Raw genomic sequence first — 21,007 nt, 5'->3', positions numbered from 1 at the left:
GCCCTGCGCGGCGTGAGGGCTTGGCGGGGCAGAGGTGAAGCATGTGCCGTTCCGGCGCCGCCGGGACGGCACATGCGCGATGATCACCCGACTTCCGTTTCCTGGCCCCACGCTTCCCGACCTCACGCTTCCCGACCTCACGCTTCCGGACTTCACGCTTCTTCGAGAGGGCAGCCGATGACAGCACGCGACGACGCGCCCGAGCCCCCGCACCAGGAGTCCGCGCCCCGCGCCATGGGCCGGCGTCGATTCCTCGGTTACGTACTGGCGGCACCGACCCTGACCGTCGCCGCGCAACTCGGCGAAGCGGCGCTCGCGCCCCCGACCGCAACCGCGGCGGTGTCCACCGTCGTCCCGACACCGCCCTCGCCGTCCGAGATCTACGACCTCAACGACATGCTCACCCATGCCGCACTGCCCACCGCGCACCTGATCACCATCCGGATCGAATCCGACGGCACGGCCTGCTTCGCCCTGCCCCGGGCCGAGGTGGGGCAGGGCGTCACCACCTCCTCCGCGATGCTGATAGCCGAGGAGCTCGACCTGCCCCTCGACAAGGTGCGCGTCACGCTCGCCGACGCACGGCCGGAGCTCCTCTTCAACCAGCTCACCGGCGGTTCCAACACGACGATCTCCACCTTCACCCCCATCCGGGTCGCCGCCGCCGTCGCCCGGGACCGGCTGCTGCGGGCCGCCGCCCTGGAGCTGGGCGAGGTCGTCGGCTCGCTCACCGCCAAGGCCGGAGCGATCGTCTCCTCGACGACCGGGAAGAGCCTCACGTACGGCGAGCTGGCCGCGAAGGCGGCGTCCCTCACCGGCGAGCGGGTCCGGGTCACCCTCAAGGAGACCTCCGACTTCCGGGTCATCGGGACCGCGCAGCGCCGGATCGACGCCCTGGCGGCGGTGACGGGACGCAAGACGTTCGCGATGGATGTACAGGTGCCCGGCGCGCTGCCCACGATGGTGTGCAGACCGCCGACGATCAACGGCACGGTCCGCTCGGTCGAGAACCTCGACGAGGTCCGCGCCATGCCCGGCATCACCGACGTCGTACGGATCTCCACGGGAGTCGCCGTCCGCGGCCGCACCTTCGGGCAGTGCGTCGACGCCGTCCGTGCCCTGAAGGTCACGTGGGGGCCCGGCACCGCCGAAGGGGCGTCGGACGCGACCGTCCTGCGCGAGCTGCGCGCGGCGGAACTGCCTCTGGTCGTACCCCCGTTGCCGCTCCTCACCAAGGCCGTCGACGCCCGCTTCACGTTCCACTTCGCCAGCAACAGCGCCCTGGAGACCAACTGCGCCGTCGCGGACGTACGGCAGGACTCGGCCGAGATCTGGGCGAGCCTGAAGTCGCCGATCGTCGCCCAGGAGCAGATCGCCCTCCAGCTCGGCCTGCCGGCCACCGCCGTGAAGGTCCATGTCACCGAGGGGGGCGGGTCGTTCGGCCGGAGACTCTTCCACGACGCGGCCCGCGAGGCCGCCGAGACCTCCCGGGCCATGGGCAAGCCCGTCAAACTGATGTGGCACCGGACCGACGACTTCCGTCAGGGCCGTACGCATCCGATGTCCACCTCCCGGGTGCGCGCCACGTACACGCTCGGAGAGGTGCTGACGTACGAGCAGCGCCACACCTCCGTCGCCACCGACTTCGGACACGGGCTCGGCGAGATCATCACCTCCGAGGCGGCCCGGCTCCCCGTCGCCGACCTCACGTTCTCCGAGACGATCTTCCAGCTCACCCAGCAGAGCCCCTACCACTTCGGCGCCACCACCATGCTGCTGAGCGAGACCGACAAGGGCTTCAACACCGGCTCCATGCGGAACATCTACTCGCCCAACGTCCGCTGCGCGCAGGAGCTGGTCGTCGACGAACTGGCGAAGCGGATGGGCCAGGACGCCTACGCGTTCCGCCGCCGGCACCTCAAGGAGGAGCGGGCCAGGGCCGTGCTCGACAAGGTCGCGCAGGCAGGCGACTGGGGTCGGACCATGCCCGCGGGCACCGCCCAGGGGATCGCGGTCCACCCCGAGTACCACGCCTTCCTCGCCGTACTCGCCGAGATCGACTGCCAGCCCGCGACGACCGGGCGGGAGATCCCCGACGCGTACACCGGCCCGCGCGTCACGAAGGTCGTCTGTGCCGTGGACGTCGGTCTCGCCGTCAACCCCCGTGGACTCGAGGCCCAGATGATGGGCGGCATCATCGACGGCATCGCCGTGACGCTCACCTCCGGCCTGCACCTGCGCGACGGGCACTTCCTGGAGGGCAGCTGGGACAACTACTTCTACACCCGGCAGTGGAACACCCCGCCCGAGCTCGAGATCATCGTCATGCCGCCGACCACGGACCGGCCGGGCGGCGCGGGGGAGCTGGCCGTCGCGGGCGCGATGGCCGCCGTCGCCTGCGCCTACGGCCGGGCCACCGGCACCATGCCGACGACCTTCCCCGTCAACCACACCGAGCCGCTCGGCTTCGAGCCGCTGCCCACCACCCCGCCGATCCCCGCCTCGCCGACCGACGGCCTCGGCCGCGCCTTCTAGCAGACCAGGAGCCCCCGTGCCGCATCACACCTTCATACTCAACGGCAAGGCCGTCACGGCGGAGGTCGAGGACGACGTCCGGCTGCTGTGGGTCCTCAGGGACGTCCTCGGTGTCACCGGGCCGAAGTACGGCTGCGGACTCGGCGTCTGTCAGGCGTGCACCAGCCACATCAACGGCAAGGCGTTCAACCCCTGCTCCGTCCCGGTCAAGGACATCGGCCCCACCGACGAGATCACCACCATCGAGGGCCTGCCGGCCACCGTCGGCCAGGACCTCCATCCCATGCAGGAGGCATGGCTCGATCTCGACGTCGCCCAGTGCGGCTACTGCCAGCCCGGCCAGATCATGACCGCGGTCGCCAAGGTCCGCCGGGCGCGGGAGGCCGGGCGGGAGATCGACGAGGCCGACCTGGACGAGATCCGCAACATCTGCCGCTGCGGCACCTACAACCGTATCCGTGAGGCGATCGTGGCCGGAGCGCGCCGCATGCCGTGACGCCCGGCGGTGACGCCGGGACGCGAGCCCCGACCGGCCCGTCACCCACAACCTCCCCGCCACCGTGGAGATCTCCACGCCCAACGTCTACGCCGACCAGATCGAGTACACGCACCGGCACCTCGCACGGCGCGACAGCGTCATCCTCTCCGTGCGCCCCCACAACGACCGGGGTACGGGCGTCGCCTGTGCCGAAATCGCCGTCCTGGCCGGCGCCCAGCGCGTCGAGGGCTGTCTCTTCGGCAACCGCCGCGCACCCGCCACCGTCCACGTCATCCACCACCTGGAGGAACTTCCCGCGGCCACCACGCACGCACTGCTCTTGAGTGGCGGACGGACGCCGGCCCAGGGCGAGGTCCGGGACGTTCTCACGCCGGAAGCGGTCAGCGCCTGCTTCGGTCTGCCGCTGGCGCTGGAGCGTAACGACGGGCGCTGGAACGTCCGGGTCCGCTCCGCCGCCACGCCGGCCGGCTGACGGACACCCGGACTTGTTCCGCACCGACTCTTGTGGCGGAAGCGACAACTGCTTACTTTCGAGTAACTCGCTTTTTCCGCAAGGTCGTCGGCGGCCCGGCCGTCTCCTGGAAGGAACCCGGATGTCTGCTCACCGTACGGGTCGCGGCGCGCGCCGCCTCCTGCTCGGCTCCCTCGCCGCCGTCCTCGCGATCACCGCCGGCAACGGCGGAACCGTGGCCGCGGCTCCGAGCGACCAGGGCGCCGCCGGCCTGCGGGAGGTGATGTTCGTGGGCAACAACTGGGACGGCACCGCCGACGTCATCCGCTCCACCGGCGACTTCCGGCGGATCGGCCGCGTCAATGTGATCCCCGACCGCGAGCAGCGGATGTGGGAGATCGGCCTCAACCCCGTCAAGCTGGCCTACTTCCTCGGCATCCGGCAGGGCCCCGGCGAGGGGCACGACCAGTTCGTCGACGACATGTACGCCACACCGGACGGTTCCGCCATGGTCGTCTCCCGCCCCAGCTTCGCCGACGTCGTCTCCCTCGACCTGCGTACGGGAGCGATCAACTGGCGCTTCCCCGTATCGGGGTTCCGCTCCGACCACATGGCGGTCTCGCCCGACGGCACCCGCGTCGCCGTCTCCGCCTCCACCTCCAACACCGTGCACGTCCTCGACATCGTCACCGGCGAGGAGGTCGGCTCGTTCGCCACCGGCGACAAGCCGCACGAGAACGTCTTCAGCGCCGACGGCCGGTACCTCTGGAACATGTCCATCGGCGAAGTCACCACCGCCCTGGACGAGCCGTGGCTCGACTGGACCAAGGGGGACCGTCGCATCACCGTCGTCGACGCCCGCACCTTCGAGCCCGTACGGGTCGTCGACATGCGTGCCCGGCTCGACGCCTTCGGCCGTAAGGACCTCTCCGACGCCGTACGGCCGGTGGCCTTCACCCCGGACGAGTCCACGCTCTACTTCCAAGTCTCCTTCTTCAACGGATTCGTCGAGTACGACGTCGTCGCCGACCGGATCACCCGCGTCAAGGAACTCCCCAAGAACCCCGCGACCGACCCGGACCGCACCACCTGGGTCAACGACTCCCGCCACCACGGCATGTCGATGAGCCCGGACGGCGAGCGGCTCTGCGTCGCCGGCACCATGGACGACTACGCCACGGTCGTCGACCGGGCGACCCTCCAGGAAGGGCCGCTGGTCGAGGCGTCCAAGCCCTACTGGGCGACCGTCAGCGGGGACGGCCGCTCCTGCGTCATCTCCGAGAGCGGCGCGGACCGGGTGACGGCCATCGACTTCGCCACCGGCCGCAAGGTCGCCACCGTCGCCGTCGGCGATCACCCGCAGCGAGTCCGGCTCGCCCGGGTACCCGCCGACTGGAGCGGCCCCGCCGCGGGCCCGTCCACGGGCTGACCGGCCCCTGCCCGGCGCACGGAGGCGCACGGGTGCGTGAGGGCGCGACCGAGGTGTACGAGAGGCGGCGAGGGGAAGCCTCCCCGCCGTGAACCAGGACGAGCCGACACGGCCGACACACGAGCCCCAGCTGCGCAGGACGTCGTTCACACCCGAGGACGAGGCGAGACACCGGCAGGACTTCCTGGCCGGCACGGTGTTCGTCGCCGCGGCCGGGATCATGTCGGCGGGCGACGGACCGGGCCTCGAAACGCTGGACCCGCTGTTCGTCGTCTACGTCCACGAGGACGAGCGGACCTTCGGCGTCATACCGCAGCTCCGAGAGGCGTTCGCGATCCTCGACGAGGCCGGAGCCGCGGACACGTACGGCCGGCTGGAGGTCGCCACCGGCTGGTCCGGCATGGGGGGCCACGACCCGCTGCTCAAGCTGCACCTGCGGTTCCTCGGCCCCCGCCCCGCGGCTGGATCGGCCCAACTGGTTCTCCCCGGCAGGCGGTACGCGACGGTGTGGCAGCACATCGTCGACGGCGGGCTGATCGGCATCAGCTCCCAGGAGAGGATGGAGCGAGCCGTCGGCGGTCCCGACGCGTCCTTCGCCGACGGGATCGACGCCTGCGTCCTGCTCGCGACCGGAACCTCACCCGTCCTCGACCAGTTCATCGACGGCTACGGCTGGCCCCGCCGCGCGCGGTCGGCGCCCCACTGACCGGTCGGAGGCCGGCGAGGGAGTGTCTTCGAATGATCTCGCATGGTGGCTCACGGTGTCGTGATACGCCGCCGTGAACCCCCTGAAGTCAAGTCGGAGTTCGTCCCGCCGCTGGTTGTCAGCCTTTGCCGCGAGGGTGACCGCATCAAGACCTACGCCCGACCGAACATCGCGGCGGGCGCTTCCTGAACGAACGCCACTGGAACGCCGACATCCAATCCCGTTCAAACATTGAAGCTTGGACAGGCATGGCTTCTGACCTGCGCCTATCGTGAAATACATGGACGGCTACGGAAGCAGCACGGGCCGGTCCGAGAGTGACACGGCCTCCACCCCTCTCCTCATCGCAAGCCCGCGCGAGTGTACGCAGGGCATGCCCCTCGAGATCCACGGGACAGGATGGCAGAGCTGGCCGGTTCTGCTGACGATCGACGGGCAGGCGGTCATGGCCGATCGCATGCTGCAAGGGCTGACCGTGCCCTTCACCGGTCCGGACGGGGCCCGACCCGAGACGGACGGGACGGGGAAGACGTACCCGTCGGCGCAGACGTACGAGCCGCTGGACGGGCAGGGCCACCGGAACAACGGCGAGGCGATCCGACCGGACGGCACGGGAACCTTCCTCTGCCGGCTCTCGACTCTCCGGCTGGAACCGGGCGAGCACCGCATCACGGCGACGTACGCGCAGAACGGAACCGCGTACGAGCAGAACGGCCACCAGCCCGACGCCCACACGGCTGTGGTGGTCAGGGCACGCACGGAAGCCCGCGGGGGCGAGGCTCCTCCGACGGACCACGAAGAGGAGCAAGGGGCCGCCGGTGAGACGCGGGAGGAAGGTGACAGCCCCTTCGAGCGCGAGCGGTACCACTGGGAGCGCCGCTTCGGTCACCTCGGGCGCATCCCGGACGGCGTCCGGGAAACGCAGATCTCACACGTCCGAGCCCTCCGTGAGCGCCGCGACCGGCTCGAGGAGGCCCTGCGCGTCACGGCCGAGCAGGACCGGCTCGAAATGGTCCGGTCGGCGCCAGTGCCGGGCGGGACCAACTGGACGCCCGTAGGGCCTGGCCCGTTGGTGTACACCGGCACCGGTTACAGCGGCCGCGCCCTCGCGATCGCCATCGACCCCACCGACACGAACACGATGTACCTCGGCACGGCGAACGGCGGCGTGTGGAAGAGCACGGACCGAGGGCTGACCTGGACCCCGAAGTCGGACTTCCAGCGCAGCCTGGCGATCAGTGCCCTGGCCATCGACCCCGGCAACCACCTGCACATCGTCGCGGGGACAGGGGAGATGCGGGCCTCCCACGACACGTACTACGGCAACGGTCTGCTGAGTTCCCTCGACGGCGGCGACACCTGGACCGAGCTGGGGTTCAATGTCTTCGACCGGGACGAGATCACCCGCCTGGTCTTCGACCCGACGGACACCACGGGCAAGCGGCTGCTGCTGTCGTCCAGCATCGGAGTCTGCGAGAGCACCGACGGCGGTGTGAACTGGACGGTGCGGACCCCCGGCCTGTTCAGCGACATGGTGGCGCTCAGGGTCCCGGGGCCGACGGGAACCGTGAAGGTCATCGCCGCCTACTTCGGCCAGGGCCTGATGACCAGCACCCGAACCAACGGGACGTGGTCCACCTGGACGGCCATCAGCAGCCCGGCGCTGCCCACAGCCGGCACCTTCGATCGCGTGGCGATGGCTCAGCAGGCGGGGGACCCCGATGTGGCTCTCGCCCTGTTCGCCACGTTCCCCGGCTTTGCGGGCCTGGCCAGGACGACGGACGGAGGGACCACCTGGTCGGCAGTCCCGATGCGTCTCAACCACCCGGCGCTGTCCCGGACATCCGTGAGCGCGGGGCACATCCACTCCTTCACGGTGCCCGCCTCCGACATGTCCGCGCCGACGGCCCCCCATACGTACACGAGCACCACGGGCGGGACGACGCCGGGCCATACTCACACCGTCTCGTTCACGGCGCAGCAGTTCGCGCGTCTGGCCGGTGGTGGATCGGTGAGCCTCACCACCGACAACGACGCCACGGGCCACACCCACACGGTCGGCTTCTCCTTCACCGCCATGAGCTACTACGCCCTCCACGTGGCGGTGCACCCGACCGACCCCAACATCCTGTTCGTGGCCGAGCGAGACCTGTGGCGCTCCACCACGGGCGGCGGCGTCTTCGAGCCCGTCCCGAACGTCCACGCCGACCACCACGCCTTCGTCTTCGATCCGGTCAACACGGCGACCTGCTGGGACGCCAACGACGGCGGCATCCAGACTTCCACCGACACGGGCATGACGTGGAACCATCGCAACCGCGACCTGGCCACGCTGCAGTTCCACTCGATCGCCCTGCACCCCGACTGGGAGAACGTGATGCTGGGCGGCACCCAGGACAACGGCGTCCAGCGGTACGCCGGAACTCCGGCATGGACGGTGTCCGCCTTCGGGGACGGCGGATTCACGGCCATCGATCCGTCGAAGCCGACTCGGATGTATCAGGAGTACACCAACGAGACCATCTACCGGTCGGACAACGCCGGTGCTTCGTGGATGCTGAAGAACAGCGGGATCTCCGGCCGTGTCCAGTTCTACGCTCCGTTCGCGCTCGACCCGACCACCCCCACGACCTGCTACTTCGGCGGCGACCAACTGTGGCGCAGCGCGAACAGCGCGGACACGTGGTCGAGTGTCTCGGCCGGGCCCGGCCAGGCGATCACGGCCATCGCCGTCCATCCGGCCGACAGCGACACCGTATACGCCGGAACGGAGGGCGGGCGGGTCTACCGGTACCGGCGCACGGGAGCGACCTGGAACCCCGCGGACGTGACGCGCACCGATCTGACGGGGCCGTCCCTGCCGCTGGTGTGCATCTCGGACATCGCCGTCGACCCCGCGGGTACCGTCTGGGTGGCGATCGCAGGCCTCCTCGACACTGAGGAGCCCGGCGAGTTCAGCAACGACCACGTCTACCGGCGGGCCGCGACCGACACCGTCTGGACCTCCCGTTCCAACGGCCTGGCACAGGCCAATCCCATCAACACGATCGTCATCGACCCGGCGAACGGCAACCGGCTCTTCTGCGGCGGTGACATCGGTGTGTTCCGGACCGAAGACGCCGGCCTGACCTGGCTCCCGTGGGACCAGGGCCTGCCCAACGTGCCGGTGTTCGACCTCGCCCTCCACGCCAAGCGCCGGCTGCTGCGCGCTGCCACGCACGGCCGGAGCGTCTGGGAGCGGCCCGTCGACGCGGGGCAGACCGGAATGGTCGACCTGTACCTGCGCGACACCGTGCTCGACTCCGGGCGGGTCCAGCCGTCCCCGTCGGGCGTCGCAGACCCCTTCGACCCCAGCCCCACACCGGGCACGATGTGGTGGTGGCAGAGCCCCGACATCCTCGTGGACGCCCCGGAGCCCGACTACCAGACCGCCAGCCCGGTCGGAGACTACGTCGCCCTGACCCAGATCGCCCACCGCACGGCGCGAAGGGCACGCACGAACCGCTTCTACCTCCAGGTGCACAACCGGGGCGTGAGCGCGGCGACGAACGTCCGCGTGCGAGCCTTCCTCGCCGACGCATCCGCCATCCTGCCGGCCTTGCCCCCGGACTTCTGGTCCAACGGCAAGCCCTTCGTCGGCGACCCCACGGCCACGGCGTACACGCCCCTCGGCCCGACCAGGACGTTCACCAGGCTGGAGGCGGGGGAACCGGGCGTTGCCGAGTGGGACTTCCTCATCCCGTCCACAGCGGCCGCACACTCGTGTGTCCTGGCCGTCGCCACCTGCGACGAGGACCCCATCCAGGCCGCCCAGATCTTCGACGTGGGGACGCTGGTGACCTCGAAGAAGCACGCCGCGCTGAAGAACCTCCAGGTCGAGGACGCGGTTCCCGGCGGTGTCACCCCGTCCAAAGCGTTCATCATCCTGCTCAACAACCTCAAGCAGACGGCCCAGGCATTCACCGTGCGGTTCGACTGGGCGAGCCTGCCCGAGGGGACGCGGCTGTACATCGCCTTCGAGAAGCTCGGGAACGCCCAGGGGCCGCAGCCCGGCCATGGAGTGGAGCCGCTCGACAACGCGGACCAGATCCTTCCCGCCACGTTCACCGACCGCAACGGACAGGTGCGCAAGTTCGATTTCGCGCGCTCATTCGTGATGAAACCCGACGAGCACCGCAAGAACGAGCTGAAAGGCGTGCACATCGACCCTGATCGCGGCTCGCGCGGGCTGGCCGTCAACGTCCGGCTGCCCGAAGGCGCGGCGGACCGCCCCGTGGAGTTCCACGTCCTCCAGGAGTTCCAGAACAAGCCGCTGGGCGGCAGCACCTACGTCGTCCGGCCCGCCCACCCCGAGCGCGCGCAGCGGAAGTACCCCCAGACCGACGACGGCCGTCCCGATGCATGATCGTTCCCGCCGACTCGGCTCCCCGTACCGCCCGGGGCGGTGGAGCTGACCGCTCACGGGAACAACCGTTCCTCAGGGGCGAACACCACCAGGAGGCGACCATGCCGCACATGAACCCCATCAACCACCGGGTCAAGCACACCTCGACCATCCCGGCGAACTTCGGCGACGAGATCGAACTCTTCGTACGGGAATACAAGGGCGCCGGATCCGGCGGCACCCCAAAGCCGGTCCTCATGCTCCACGGCAGGAGCACTCCGGCCCTGCCCGGCTTCGACCTCGTGCTCCCTCCGGCGGGCGGCTCCCCGCACCCGGACACCAGCTACAGCTGGGCGCAGGCCCTGGCGGGCAAGGGCTACGACGTCTACATCATGGACCTCCAGGGATCAGGGCTCTCTCACCGGCCGGAAATGCACGACCCGTGCAACGCCAACCCGGCCCAGCGGGGCCTGCTGAAGGTCAATCCCGGTACGGAGGACTGCGACCCGGAAGCGAACTACGCGCACCAACTGGGCAACTCCAAGAGCGAATGGGACGAGCTGGGCACAGTCGTCACGTTCATCAGGGGGCGGTGCAACAACGAGAAGGTCGCGTTCATCGGTTGGTCCGCGGCCGCGTTCGTCATGGGCCCGTACGCGCTGCAGAATCCCGGGAACGTGGCGAGCTTGTTCCTTCTCGCGCCCATGTTCCCCCCGAACGGCCGGTGGTCGACGAACACCGGTGCGCCCTTCGCGCCGCCTCCCGGAACGCCCCTGCCCACGCAGCCCGAGTCCAATCCTCCGGCGGTCTTCGGCTTCCCGATGAACCTGACCAGCAAGGCAGGACTCCAAGCCAACATCACTGACAAGGAGCTGGCCGAACACGTGTGGCAGGCCATCATGGACTGCGACAGCATCGGCCAGAAGTGGGGCGGCACCACCGCAGGGGAACCTGAGGGCGTGATGCGGTGGCGCAACTCCTACTGGTGGGGCTGGAACACGAGCACCGTGCCGCATGGATCCAAGCTCGGCAACGCCGTACCGGTGTGCATCGTCTACGGAGACCAGGACAGAACGGCCAACACACCGCAGGAGATGGGGCCGGTGCTGCACTTCTCCGTCCCGAAGCTCTACAAGGCGATCCCGGGCGCCGACAAGCTGATGCTCCGTGTCGAGGGCTGGGACCACAACCCGGTCTGGGAACGTCGGCCGGCCCAGGTGCTGCAACACATGTCCTGGAAGTGGCTCCAGGGCAAGAAGGTGTACGGCGTCGAGAGCGGAAGCTGGGTCATGGACGCTGATGGCGTGCTGGCGGAAGTGGAGTGAGGCCCCTGGCCGCAGAGGACACGCAGGGCCGGGCGACACCAGTCTCCGGCGTGAGGCGAGGCAGACGGGCGATCGCACGCACCGGACGCCGCGGGCCCCGCCCTTCGGGCGGACGGCGATGCTTCGCGGACACTCCTCAGTCGGTGTCGGTGGCCGCCACGACCGCGACGCGGCGGCGGCTCGGGTCGAGTACCGCGAACGCCACGTCGGACAGGTCCCCGTGGAACCAGCGGCCCGCTCCACGCCGCACGGCCAGCCGCAGCCAGCGGTGTTCGGCCGCCAGACGTACAGCCTCGTGGTGGGGGACGGCGGGATCCAGATCCATCAGGGCGTACAGTCCGCGCCACGCCAGCAGCCTGCTGTACGCGCCCTGCTGCCCCTCGCCCCACAGACCGCCCGAGAACGGGGCGACGAACAGATCACCCGCCACGTCGTCGGCGGTGGTGTGTCCGGCCGCGAGAGTGTCCGGGGCCAGGCCCTCCAGGCATCCGATCCTCAGTGACGTCAGCAGCGCGGAGTTGAAGTCGGCGGGGTCGAGCGGCCGGGGCAGGGTGAAGAAGTGTGCCTGGGACGCCCCCAATGCGGCGAAGGGAGCCAGGGCCGCCTCGGTGCGCGGCTCGTCCGGCGTCTCGCGCGCCTCCGCTCCCGCCGCCGCTCCGGCCGGGGTCGACGGTATTTCCGGGTAGCGGTCACGCAACTGCTCCGGGGTGAACGAGCCGAGCGACGTCCCCTGCGTGCAGCCACGTTCGAGCATCGCGTGCTCGAAGTACAAGGAGGCCAGGGGCAGCCAGGAGAGCGGATGCCCCAGTTCGCGCAGCCGCGAGCCGTACGTCACGTACGGCTCGTCGCGCAGCCCCCAGCGCAGGGCCATCTCCTGGAGGAGGCAGGCGTGGAACTCCGTCTCCGGATCGTCGGACCGCTCGGGCGGCCGCTCGAAGTGCGGCCGGAGCGCGGCCGAACTCGGTCGCCGTACCAACTCCCAGGCAATGCGCCGCGTCAGCGACCGGGCCCCCGGCGCGTCGCCGAGGCGGGCCGCGTGCTCCCCGAGTCGTACCGCCCAGTCCGTGGCGGCCTGTGAGCGGTGCCCGGTCAGGAACTCGGCGACCCGCACGACGTCGTGGGCGTACAGCGATCCGGCGGCGCCGGCCGCCTCGATGGCCAAGGTGTGCAGGCGCTCGGGGTCGGTGACCGCGTAGACCCGCAGCGACGCGTCGTCGGGAAGGGCGGCGGTGTCGGACATGGGTTTCAGCCTACGGCGGCGTTCCGCGCCGGCCCCGGGCGCCCCCGGCCGACCGTCCCGCCCACGCTCCGTCCGCCACGCTCGCCGTCCGTCCCGCCCGCCGTCTATCGTGCCCGCATGGACATGAACGACCCTCAGGACGTAGGTGCGATGTTCGGCGCGATGATGCTGGGCGGCACGGTCGGTGAGGAGCCGCCCGCCCCCGACTCGCCGCTCGGCCGCGTGCTCGCCTTCGTCGAGGAGTACGGCGAGGACGCCCTCACACCCGAGCACTTCGACGCCGCCCGCGCGGGGCGCCCACTGCTGCCCTGAGGCGCCGCGAGCGGCCACGGATCCCCTTCGGGGACGGCTGTGGCCGCTCGCACCGCTCAGACGGCCGGGGGAACCCGCGACGGGCGACCCGAACCCCGGGTCAGCGAGTGACCGGCGATCCCGGCCAGCGCGCCGAGCGCTCCACCCACCGCCGTCCAGATCCAGCGGTCGGACCACCAGCCGGACGACCAGCCGCCCTCGGGCGCCCGTGCCTCGACCGCCGACGGCGCCGACGCGTCCGCTTCGGCCGCCTCCTCCGTCGTGGCACCGGGCACCAGCGGGGCGGCCAGGGAGCCGCCGCCCGCGTAGGCGCCGCCCTTCTCCGCGGATACCGCCCCGACCCGCGCCGTGAACGGCTGACCGAGATCCTCCTCCGGAAGACCGGTCACCGTCAGCCGTACGTAATAGCTGCCGGGCAGCGGATCGTCGTCCCAGGTCTCGGCCCAGGGGCGGACCGTGCGCAAGGTGCAGGACAGCTCCACGGAAGCGGCCTCCTTCTCCGCGGCCCTGGACTGCGTCCCGTACACGCACGGCTGCCGGCGGCGCAGACCGTCGTAGACGTCGATCCGCCACGTGGAGGAACCGTGCCGGGCGGCAGGCTCGGGCAACGTGACCGCGGCCGTCACCGTGGGGCGCTGCCCGCTGTCCGCCGGGAAAACCCAGTAGAGGTAGTCGCCCGTGGAGGCCTCGGCGACGGCCCGCTGTCCCTGCCGGAACGCGGCGGCGGTACGGAACGTGGTGCCGGCCTCCGTCGGCCCGTCCTCGGCCGTCGGTGCCGACGCGCTCGCGCTGGGGGAGGGGGAGTCGGCCTGGGCGCCACCGGCCGCGCCGAGCAGTCCGGCGCCGGCCAGCAGGACGGCGGTCAGCGTGCTTACGGTACGCATCAGTTGGTCCTCCAGACGGCGACGCGCCAGCGGGACAGCCAGCCCCACAGCAGACCGCCCACGAAACCGGCCAGTACCAGCACGCCGAGCAGCCACCAGCCGCGGCCGAGGCCGAAGGCGGCCACGTCGGACGCCTCGTCGGGCGCGTCGACCAGGTCGACGGCGAGCTCGATCGGCATGCCGGGCGTCGTCTTCACCGAAGGCGGCGCGGAGAAGGAATTGCTGACCTGGAGACAGACGGTCTCCGCGGCCGGCTTGGCGTCCCCGTCGATGTCGTCGAGCGGGCGCTTGGGATAACGCAGACCGGTCGAGATCACGTCCGTCCGCCCGTCGCCGGCCTCGGCGCCTCGGACGATCTCGCGTCCGCGCACGGTCACCGCGCGCAGCAGGACGCCGTAGTCGTTGTTCACCGCGCGGTCGGCCGAGACGCTCACCGAGGCCCGCAGCTCCTGTCCGGGAAGCACGTCCACCCGGTACCAGCGGTGCTGGCCGAAGGTCTCGCGGTCGGTGTACAGGCCGGGCTCGAGCTGCGGGGCGTCGGCGCACCGCGCGGCGCCCTCGGTGGCGACCGGGGTCACCACCGGGTCCGCCGCGCGGTCGACCAACTGCCGTACACGCTTGGAGAGTTCCTCCGTGTGCCGGACGGAGGTGTAGGTGCCGCCGGTCGCTTCCGCGATGCAGGTGAGCTGCTGCCGGATCTTGGCGTTCGGCACCAGGCCCAGGGTGTCGATGGTGAGGTGGATGCCCTTGGCGGCGATGTCACGCGCCACCTCGCAGGGGTCGAGCGGGGCGCAGGTGTCCTCCCCGTCCGTGATGAGCACGATCCGCCGGGTGGCCTCACCGCCCTTGAGGTCCTCGGCGGCGCCCAGCAGGGCGGGACCGATCGGCGTCCAGCCGGTGGGCGCCAGCGTGGCGACCGCCGCCTTGGCCTCGGTCCGGTCGAGCGGGCCGACCGGGTAGAGCTGCCGGGTGTCCTCGCAGCCCTTCTTGCGGTCCTCTCCCGGATAGTCGGCGCCGAGAGTGCGTATGCCGAGCTGCACTTCCTCGGGCACCGCGTCGAGCACTTCGTTGAAGGCCTGCTTGGCGGCCGCCATGCGGGACTGACCGTCGATGTCGCGTGCCCGCATCGAGCCGCTGACGTCGAGCACCAGCTCGACCTTGGGGGATTCCGCGGCCGCCGGTTCGTCGGCGGCCGCACCTGCCGGGAGGAGGCCGACGGCCAGGGCGGCGAGCAGCGCGCACGCCCCGGTCGCCAGCCGTTTTCTCGTGATCATCTGCCGGATCGTAGGGATGATCGTCCGACAATCCAAAACGGTGCGGAGAGGCTCGGGTGCGTCAGCTCACGGTGACCGCCGTGTCGTCGACGACGAACGAGGTCTGGAGCGTGGAGCCTTCGCTTCCGGTGAACTTGAGGGTGACCGTCTGTCCCGCGTATCCGGCCAGGCTGAAGTCGCGCTGGACGTAGCCGCCGGACGCGTTCAGATTGGAGTACGTCGCGAGCGTGGACAGCACCGTACCGGCGCTGTTCAGCACCTGCACCTTGAGCTGGTCGTACGCCGTGGTCGTCGTGGTCTCGGCCGTGTCGATGCGCAGATGGAAGCCGAACGTGGCCGAGGTGCACCCCGCCGGGATGGTGACCGACTGGGCGAGCGTGTCGGTGCGGGCGGAGCCGTAGCCGTTGAGCCATGCCTTGTACGTGCCCGTACGGGCGGGCCGGCCGCTGTCGTCGGTGATGACGCCGCTGGTGGCCGACCAGCCCGTCGCGCCCGACTCGAACCCGGGGTTGGCGAGCAGCTGGCCTGCCGTGCAGGTCCCGCCGACCCCGCCGCCGGTGGCGTCGGAGAGCCAGTCGGTGGCGTTGAGGGCGAGCGGCGCGTTCGTGCCTGCGGTGTCGTTCCAGCCGTCGTACAGCTTGTTCCCGGACTGACCGGTGCCGTCGTCGATCGGCGAGCTGTCGCCCCAGACGGCCACCCTGCCGCTGCCGAAGGTGCTCGTGGCGAAGAAGGCTCCGGTGTTGCCGGAGTAACCGGTGCGGTAGACGAGGCCCTTGACGGAGGGGTTGGCGGCGGGCTTGAGCGTGACCGTCGTGCCGCTGCGGATGATGCTGCCCGTGACCTTCCCGAAGGAGCCGTTGAGCACCGGGTCGGTCGTGTCGGCGACGGCCCGGGGGTTGTCGGTCTGGACGGTGCCGGTGTCGACGGTGAAGCCGAACGGATCGGTGTTGTCGACCCCGTTGTTCGCCATCAGGTCGTTGATGATCTCGACGGCGTCGTAGCCGTCGTTGTTGCGGTCGGCGCCGGTGTGGTCGGCGACGAGGAAGAGCCCGCCGCCGTCCTGCACGAACCTCATCAGCGCGGTCTTCTCGCTCGTGCTGAGCAGGGTGTTCGGTTCGGGCAGGACGAAGGTGTCGAAGTTCCGCAGGTCGAGCGGCGAGGTCGTGCCGTACGTGATGCTGTTGCCCGGCGGGAGCGTCTTGAGCGCGTACCTGCCGGTCCGCTGCAGCGCCACGCCCCAGGCGGAGACGGCTCCGGTCCAGTCGGTCTCGGCCGTGGGAGTCGCGTCCTGGGTGAGCGGGTCGGGCTGGCCCGTGCCGATGATCCAGTCGGCGTTTCCGGCGGTCTCGGCCTTCGAGTTGTCGAAGAGCACGCGCTTCGGCGTCTCCGCGGCGGGGGCGGCGGTCGAGGCCGCGGCCGGGATCGCCGGGGCGAGGGGAGTGACCGTCGCGGCGAGCAGGGCACCGAAGAAGGTGAACGTGGCGAGTGGGCGCGGGGACCTTCTGAGTCCGGGCATCCTTCGAACCTCCGTGAGGCGAGGGGATGAGGGCATGAGGGCGGAGGGGGAGGCGGTTCGGGCGAGCGGGGGGTATGCGGGGGTGCGTGTGCGGGGGGTGCGGGCGCCACTCTGCGCGCGTAGAACGTCGTCGGCCGTACGGCTGAACCACGCGCGCCTGAACCGTACATGACCAGAAAGCGCTGTGGAATGCCGCACTCCGCCGCCCCTGTGACAAGGTCGGGGCCTACCGCCGTCGGTCACCGCCGCGAGGCGAAGGGAAGCCTGACGTGAGCCTCACCGTGAACCTGTGGCGCCGACGACTCGGCCATGTACCGGAGTCGGTCTGGCACACCACCGAGCTGCGCGTGCTCATCCTCGCGGACAACGAACTGACCGCGCTCCCCCGTGAGATCGGACGGCTGACGCGGTTGCGCACGCTGGACCTCGGTCACAACGCCCTCACCGAACTCCCCGAGGAACTGGGCGACCTGACGGGGCTGAGCGATTGCCTCTATCTGCACGACAACAGGCTGACCCGACTCCCCGCGAGTCTGGGCCGGCTGAAGAGCCTGCGTTACCTGAACGTCGGCGAGAATCCGCTGGCCGCTCTCCCCGACACCCTCGGCGACATGGCCGGACTGGTCGAACTGCGCGCGCAGCACTGCGGGCTGACCTCGTTGCCCGACTCCGTCGGCGACCTCGCCGACCTTCGCGAGCTGTGGCTGCGCGGCAACGACCTCGGCCACCTGCCGGACACGGTCGGCGGCCTGTGCGAGCTGCGCCACCTGGATCTGCGGGAGAACGCGTTGACCGAGGTGCCCGGCTCCCTGTCCCGTCTGCCGCTGCTGCGCCACATCGACCTGCGGAGCAATCGGCTCGACCGGCTGCCGGAGTGGCTCGCGGGGATGCCGTCGTTGGAGAAGCTGGACCTGCGGTGGAACGAGATCGACCCCGAACTGCCGCTCGTGGCGGAGCTGCGTCACCGAGGCTGCGTCGTCCTGACCTGAGCCCCGGTCGGGCGTGCGCGTCCTCGTCCACGTCCCCTCGTCCGGGCCGGCGGCGGCTTCGGCGTTCCCTCGTCCGGTCGGCATCCGGGCCGGCGTCCTCGTCCCCTCGTCCGCGTCGGCGTCCTGTCCTCGTCCTCGTCCGAGCCTCGTCGGTCGGCCGCTCAGAACCGCACCCGCGCCGCGACGGGCAGATGATCGCTCCCGGTGTCCGGCAGCGTCCAGGTCTCGACGACCTTGGCGCCGCGCGCCAGCACATGGTCGATACGGGCCAGCGGCAGCCCGGTCGGCCAGCTGAACGCGAACTCCGCGCGGCTTCCCCGCACCTGCGTGGTCACCGGACGCAGCCCTTGATCGTCCAGGGTCCCGTTGAGGTCGCCGAGAACCAGCACCTTGCCCCCACGCTCGGCCGCGAGCGAGCGGCCGAGCAGAGCGGCGCTCTCGTCGCGCCACCCCGTCGCGTACCCCTCGGTGAGGCGCATCCGCACCGACGGCAGGTGCGCCACATAGGTCGCGATGTCCCCGCCGGGCGCTCGCACGACGGCGCGCAGGCCGCGATCCCAGCCCGGGCCCACCGCCCGGGGCTTGATGTCGACACGGGTGACGTCCTTCAGCGGGTGCTTCGACCACAGCCCCACCGTGCCGACGCTCGCGTGGTGGGGATGCGTCCGGGCGAACGCCGCTCGGTACGCGGGCAGAGCGGCCGGGGTCAGCTCCTCGAGGGCGACGACATCGGGGTCGGCACCGAGGACGGTCCGCGCGACCCGCGAGGGGCTCGTGTTCTCGTCGCTGACGTTGTGCTGCACGAGCGTCATGTCGTACGTGTCCGGCTCCCGAGGCAGCAGGGCCTCGCGGAACACGCCCGCCCAGACGGCCGCGACCACCAGACAGGCGACCACGGCGACGCCCGAGCGGCGGACCACCCCCAGGACGAGCCCGACGGGCACCGCGAGGCCCAGCCACGGCAGGAAGGTCTCCAGCAGGCTGACGGGACGACCCGGCAGGCGGGGGAGCGAGGAGTGGAGCAGCAGGACGCAACCGAGCACGGCCATCACCGCCGCGGTGACCAGCCCACGGCGCCGCCGCGCCCCCGGAGCCGCGGTCCGCTCTGCCAAGGCCGTGCCGTCCTCTCCGGTGCCCCCGTCCACGGCGCGGGGCGTGTGCGCCGATCACAGGGACGCCGGAGGCGGCGATCCGGTTGCGGCGGGTCAGCCGGCGCGCGGCTCCAGGGCCGGCACCCCGAGGGGCCGCTCACCCCCCTCTAATTCGCTGTCGGCCCGGGGTTCCCGTACATGACAATGAGTCACCACGAACCAGGAGGAACCCATGAGCCAGGGCACCCTGACTCTTCACCGTCTGCTGCCGCCCGAGGAACTGACGGCCGCACTCGACGCCGGGCACGTCACGCGCAAGGCGCACCCCGAGCTGCCTCTGTCGATCTACACCTACACACGGTCGTGCCAGTACGAGCGGATCTGGAACAGGGTGACCACGCGCTGCCGCGGGCTCGTCGCCGACGACGTCACCGGGGAGATCGTCGCCCTGCCCCTGCCGAAGTTCTTCAACCTCGGCGAGCACGAGGCCGGACAGCCCTACGCGCCCGCGCTGCCCGACGAGCCGTTCGAGGTCTACGACAAGGTCGACGGCAGCCTCGCGGTGGTCTTCCACTACGCGGGCCGGTGGCGGGTCGCCTCCAAGGGTTCGTTCATCAGCGCGCAGGCGACCTGGGCGCAGCGCCGGCTCGACCGCACCGACACGGCGGCGCTGGTCCCCGGGGTGACCTACCTCGCGGAGATCCTCTACCCGCGGAATCGTATCGTCGTCGACTACGGCGACCGCCGGGACCTCGTACTCCTCGCCGCTTTCGCCGCCGACGGCACCGAGATACCGCTCGCCGACGCCGCCGTCCACTGGCAGGGCATCGGCTCCGTCGTCACGGTGTGGCCCGCCATGGAGATCGACGAGCTGATCAAGATGACGGAGTCGAACACCCTGCCCGGTGGGCGGACGGCCACCGGCATGGACGCCGAAGGGTTCGTGCTGCGCTTCGCCTCCGGCGTACGGGCGAAGGCCAAGCTGTCCGAGTACGTACGGCTCCACAAGGTCCTGACCGGTGTCACCGAACGGGACATCTGGCGCAGCCATGGCATCCAGCGCTTCGCCGGGATGTCCGCCAAGCGGCTCGCCCAGGGCCTGGGTTGTTCGGTCGCCGAGCTCGGCGGCATCAGGGCCTCGGGCGGCCGGCCGCTGGACGCCCTGCTCGAGCAGGTGCCGGACGAGTTCGACGCCTGGGTGCGCGGTGTGATCGCGCGCTTGGAGGACGAGGCGGAGGCGCGGAGTCGCGCCATCGAGGACGCCTACCGGAGCATCGCCCATCTGGCCGCGGACCGGGGCGCGTTCGCCCGTGCCGTACGCGATCTGCGCGATGAGGGCCTCCGGGCGGCGATGTTCCTGCGCCTCGACGGGCGGCCGACCGACCTCGTCGTCTGGCGCGCCGTGCGCCCGGAGGCGACCGATCCCTTCACGACCGACCAGGAGAACTGAGACCGTGCCAGTCGTACATGTCATGACGGGGCTGCCCGCCTCGGGGAAGACGACGGCCGCGCGGGAACTGCAGGCGCGGTCCGAGGGCCGGATGCGGCGCGTCAACCTCGACGACCTGCGGGCCATGCTCGACCTGCCCGCCGCCGAGCGGGGCCGTTCGCACGCGCACGAGCAGACCGTCCTGGGCATCCAGGACGCCGCCGTGCGCGCGGCCGTCGAGGGCGGATTCGACGTCGTGGTCGACAACACGCATCTGACGCCCCACGTTCCCAGGCGTCTGAAGGCGGCGGTGGCCGGCCAGGCCACCTTCGTGGTCCACGACTTCACCGGTGTGCCGGTCGAGGAATGCGTCCGCCGCGACGGCGAACGGGCGCGTCCGGTCGGCGAGGAGATCATCCGCGTCCTCGCCGACAAGCACGCCAAGGCGACCAGGGGCGGCTGGCGGCTGACCGACGCCTGGCTGAACGACCGGCCCTCCGTCGAGCCGTACGTGCCCGATCCGGCGCTGCCGTCCGCGGTGATGTGTGACATCGACGGCACCCTCGCCCTGCGCCGCGACCGGAGCGCGTACGACTTCACCCGCTGCCACCTCGACGTGCTCAACGGATCGGTACGGGACGCCCTGCGGGCCTTCCAGCGTGCCCACCGCGACACGATCGTCCTCCTCTCAGGACGCAGCGAGGACCACCGCGCGATGACGGAGGCCTGGCTCCGGCACCACGAGGTGCCCTACGACGAGCTGTGGATGCGGGCGTCCGGTGACGGCCGCGGCGACGACATCGTCAAGGCCGAACTCTTCGACGCGCATGTCCGCCACCGCTACGCCGTACGCGTCTCCCTGGACGACCGCGACCGCGTCGTCGCGGTGTGGCGCCGCATGGGCCTGCCGACGTGGCAGGTCAACTACGGCAACTTCTAGAGT

General features: G+C 70.9%; 15 protein-coding genes and 1 pseudogene. 11 read left to right on the top strand and 5 right to left on the bottom strand.

Features of this window, described 5'->3' with window-relative positions; translation table 11 throughout:
• The first annotated feature begins 177 nt into the window (after nucleotides 1–177).
• The 7 genes and pseudogenes from ABZY12_RS24150 to ABZY12_RS24120 all read left to right on the top strand — a co-directional run bounded on the left by ABZY12_RS24150 (nucleotide 178) and on the right by ABZY12_RS24120 (nucleotide 11,329).
• Complete coding sequence (locus tag ABZY12_RS24150) at nucleotides 178–2,535, top strand: molybdopterin cofactor-binding domain-containing protein (RefSeq protein WP_356893644.1); 2,358 nt, start codon at nucleotides 178–180, stop codon at nucleotides 2,533–2,535.
• A 16-nt stretch (nucleotides 2,536–2,551) separates the two neighbouring features.
• Nucleotides 2,552–3,031, top strand: coding sequence for a (2Fe-2S)-binding protein (locus ABZY12_RS24145; RefSeq protein WP_356893642.1), 480 nt, complete (start codon nucleotides 2,552–2,554; stop codon nucleotides 3,029–3,031).
• A 19-nt stretch (nucleotides 3,032–3,050) separates the two neighbouring features.
• A pseudogene (locus ABZY12_RS24140) lies at nucleotides 3,051–3,506 on the top strand (hypothetical protein); the annotation flags it as partial.
• A 121-nt stretch (nucleotides 3,507–3,627) separates the two neighbouring features.
• A complete protein-coding gene (locus ABZY12_RS24135; protein WP_356893640.1) occupies nucleotides 3,628–4,914 on the top strand; it encodes a YncE family protein in 1,287 nt (428 codons plus the stop codon).
• Between the two features lie 88 nt (nucleotides 4,915–5,002).
• The gene (locus tag ABZY12_RS24130; RefSeq protein ID WP_356893638.1) at nucleotides 5,003–5,620 is read left to right on the top strand and encodes a hypothetical protein; all 618 of its coding nucleotides are present in this window, start codon (nucleotides 5,003–5,005) and stop codon (nucleotides 5,618–5,620) included.
• Nucleotides 5,621–5,993: 373 nt separating this feature from the next.
• Nucleotides 5,994–10,025 (top strand): glycosyl hydrolase, encoded by a 4,032-nt coding sequence (locus tag ABZY12_RS24125; RefSeq protein ID WP_356893636.1) that lies wholly within the window; start codon nucleotides 5,994–5,996, stop codon nucleotides 10,023–10,025.
• Between the two features lie 110 nt (nucleotides 10,026–10,135).
• Entirely contained in the window at nucleotides 10,136–11,329 is a 1,194-nt protein-coding gene (locus ABZY12_RS24120) for an alpha/beta fold hydrolase (protein WP_356893634.1), read from the top strand.
• Nucleotides 11,330–11,465: 136 nt separating this feature from the next.
• On the opposite strand, the gene ABZY12_RS24115 is transcribed toward ABZY12_RS24120, so the two are convergent.
• On the bottom strand, nucleotides 11,466–12,569 hold the full coding sequence (locus ABZY12_RS24115; RefSeq protein WP_356893632.1) for a DUF6183 family protein: 1,104 nt from the start codon (nucleotides 12,567–12,569) through the stop codon (nucleotides 11,466–11,468).
• 117 nt (nucleotides 12,570–12,686) lie between these two features.
• Here ABZY12_RS24115 and ABZY12_RS24110 point away from each other — a divergent pair, with 117 nt between their 5' ends.
• Nucleotides 12,687–12,881: a hypothetical protein gene (locus tag ABZY12_RS24110; protein WP_356893630.1), complete on the top strand. Its 195-nt coding sequence runs from the start codon at nucleotides 12,687–12,689 to the stop codon at nucleotides 12,879–12,881.
• Nucleotides 12,882–12,937: 56 nt separating this feature from the next.
• Here ABZY12_RS24110 and ABZY12_RS24105 read toward each other — a convergent pair whose 3' ends face one another.
• From ABZY12_RS24105 to ABZY12_RS24095, 3 genes are all read right to left on the bottom strand, one after another.
• The gene (locus ABZY12_RS24105; RefSeq protein WP_356893628.1) at nucleotides 12,938–13,765 is read right to left on the bottom strand and encodes a hypothetical protein; all 828 of its coding nucleotides are present in this window, start codon (nucleotides 13,763–13,765) and stop codon (nucleotides 12,938–12,940) included.
• The gene (locus ABZY12_RS24100; protein WP_356893626.1) at nucleotides 13,765–15,039 is read right to left on the bottom strand and encodes a VWA domain-containing protein; all 1,275 of its coding nucleotides are present in this window, start codon (nucleotides 15,037–15,039) and stop codon (nucleotides 13,765–13,767) included. The genes ABZY12_RS24105 and ABZY12_RS24100 overlap by 1 nt, the downstream gene beginning before the upstream one ends.
• 61 nt (nucleotides 15,040–15,100) lie before the next feature.
• Nucleotides 15,101–16,555: a hydrolase gene (locus tag ABZY12_RS24095; protein ID WP_356893624.1), complete on the bottom strand. Its 1,455-nt coding sequence runs from the start codon at nucleotides 16,553–16,555 to the stop codon at nucleotides 15,101–15,103.
• Nucleotides 16,556–16,824: 269 nt separating this feature from the next.
• On the opposite strand from ABZY12_RS24095, the gene ABZY12_RS24090 reads away from it, so the two are divergent.
• Nucleotides 16,825–17,544 carry a leucine-rich repeat domain-containing protein gene (locus ABZY12_RS24090; protein WP_356893622.1) on the top strand — a complete coding sequence of 240 codons (720 nt, stop codon included), beginning with the start codon at nucleotides 16,825–16,827 and terminating at the stop codon, nucleotides 17,542–17,544.
• A gap of 161 nt (nucleotides 17,545–17,705) precedes the next feature.
• On the opposite strand, the gene ABZY12_RS24085 is transcribed toward ABZY12_RS24090, so the two are convergent.
• The gene (locus ABZY12_RS24085; RefSeq protein ID WP_356893620.1) at nucleotides 17,706–18,656 is read right to left on the bottom strand and encodes an endonuclease/exonuclease/phosphatase family protein; all 951 of its coding nucleotides are present in this window, start codon (nucleotides 18,654–18,656) and stop codon (nucleotides 17,706–17,708) included.
• A gap of 211 nt (nucleotides 18,657–18,867) precedes the next feature.
• On the opposite strand from ABZY12_RS24085, the gene ABZY12_RS24080 reads away from it, so the two are divergent.
• Nucleotides 18,868–20,085, top strand: a complete 1,218-nt coding sequence (locus tag ABZY12_RS24080; protein WP_356893618.1) for an RNA ligase — start codon at nucleotides 18,868–18,870, stop codon at nucleotides 20,083–20,085.
• Between the two features lie 4 nt (nucleotides 20,086–20,089).
• Nucleotides 20,090–21,004: an AAA family ATPase gene (locus ABZY12_RS24075; RefSeq protein WP_356893616.1), complete on the top strand. Its 915-nt coding sequence runs from the start codon at nucleotides 20,090–20,092 to the stop codon at nucleotides 21,002–21,004.
• Nucleotides 21,005–21,007: the final 3 nt, after the last annotated feature.

The organism is Streptomyces sp. NPDC006551, assembly GCF_040611675.1.
GTDB lineage: Bacteria > Actinomycetota > Actinomycetes > Streptomycetales > Streptomycetaceae > Streptomyces.
This window is presented reverse-complemented; position numbering and strand designations above follow the sequence as displayed.